This is a genomic window from Methylobacterium nigriterrae (assembly GCF_037106235.1).
In the GTDB taxonomy this organism is placed as follows: Bacteria; Pseudomonadota; Alphaproteobacteria; order Rhizobiales; family Beijerinckiaceae; genus Methylobacterium; species Methylobacterium nigriterrae.
On sequence record NZ_JBAWTG010000383.1, the window covers coordinates 1 to 1,268 of the forward strand.

Below are 1,268 nucleotides of genomic sequence, written 5' to 3' on the forward strand. Positions count from 1 at the left end.
TGAACCGCAGCGGGTTTTCCGGAGGCTCCGACTCTTGAGAGACTGGAGCCATGACGAAGCATACCCCACCCTTTGCCCCCGAGGTCCGCGAGCGGGCAGTCCGGCTGGTTCGGGAGCATGAGAGCCAGCACGGCTCACAGTGGGCGGCGATCCAGTCGATCGCGGCCAAGATCGGTTGCTCGGGCGAGACGCTGCGGAACTGGGTCCGCCAGGCCGAACGCGACCAAGGCGTGCGAGCAGGTCCAGCGACGGAGGAGCGCGAGCGGATCAAGGCGCTGGAGCGAGAGAACCGCGAGCTGCGGCAAGCCAATGAGATCCTGAGGAAGGCCTCGGCGTATTTTGCTCAGGCGGAGCTCGACCGCCGGTTCCGGTCATGATCGCCTTCATCAACGACCACCGCGACGTCTACGGGGTCGAGCCGATCTGCAGAGTTCTGCCGATCGCCCCGTCGACCTACTACACGCATGCCGCACGACGGGCTGAACCCGACAAGCTGCCGGTCCGGGCCAAGCGGGACGCGGCGCTCATGGTCGAGATCCGGCGCGTGTACGAGGCGAACTTCGGCGTCTGCGGCGTCCGGAAGGTCTGGCGGCAACTCGCCCGGGAGAAGATCTCGGTGGCTCGGCTCGCACGGTGGCGCGGCTGATGCGGACGATGGGCTTAGCGGGAGTGGTGCGGGGCAAGACGGTCCGCACCACTGTGCCCAACCCAGCTGCCGCTTGCCCACTCGATCGGGTGAACCGTAACTTCAAGGCGCCGCGCCCGAATGCGTTGTGGGTCTCGGATTTTACGTACGTCGCCACATGGGCCGGCTTCGTCCACGTGGTCTTCGTCATCGCTGCTTATGCCCGCCGGATTGTGGGCTGGCGCGTGTCACGCTCGGCCCGTGCGGACTTCGTGCTCGATGCCCTGGAGCAGGCCCTTCATCAGCGTCGGCCCTTCGCCGGCAGTGGCCTCGTCTGTCACTCCGACCCCGGATCGCAGTACGTGAGCATCCGCTACACCGAGCGCCTTGCCGAGGCGGGCATCGAACCCTCCGTCGGCAGCGTCGGGGACAGCTATGATAACGCGCTGGCTGAGACGGTGATCGGCCTGTTCAAGACCGAGTGATCCATCGGCGCGGGCCGTGGCGAAACTTCGAGGCAGTGGAGTTTGCCACCCTCGAATGGGTGGATTGGTTCAATTATCGCCGGCTGCTCGAACCGATCGGCAACGTCCCTCCCGCCGAGGCGGAAGCCCACTATTATGCCCAGGCCGAGGTCCAAGCC

General features: G+C 66.1%; 1 pseudogene and 1 other annotated feature. The pseudogene reads left to right on the plus strand.

Annotated features, from left to right (window positions below):
* Positions 1-50: 50 nt before the first annotated feature.
* Positions 51-1,268: pseudogene (locus tag WDW90_RS37265) on the plus strand (IS3 family transposase); the annotation flags it as partial.
* Positions 332-448, plus strand: a sequence feature (AL1L pseudoknot). (Overlaps the previous pseudogene by 117 nt.)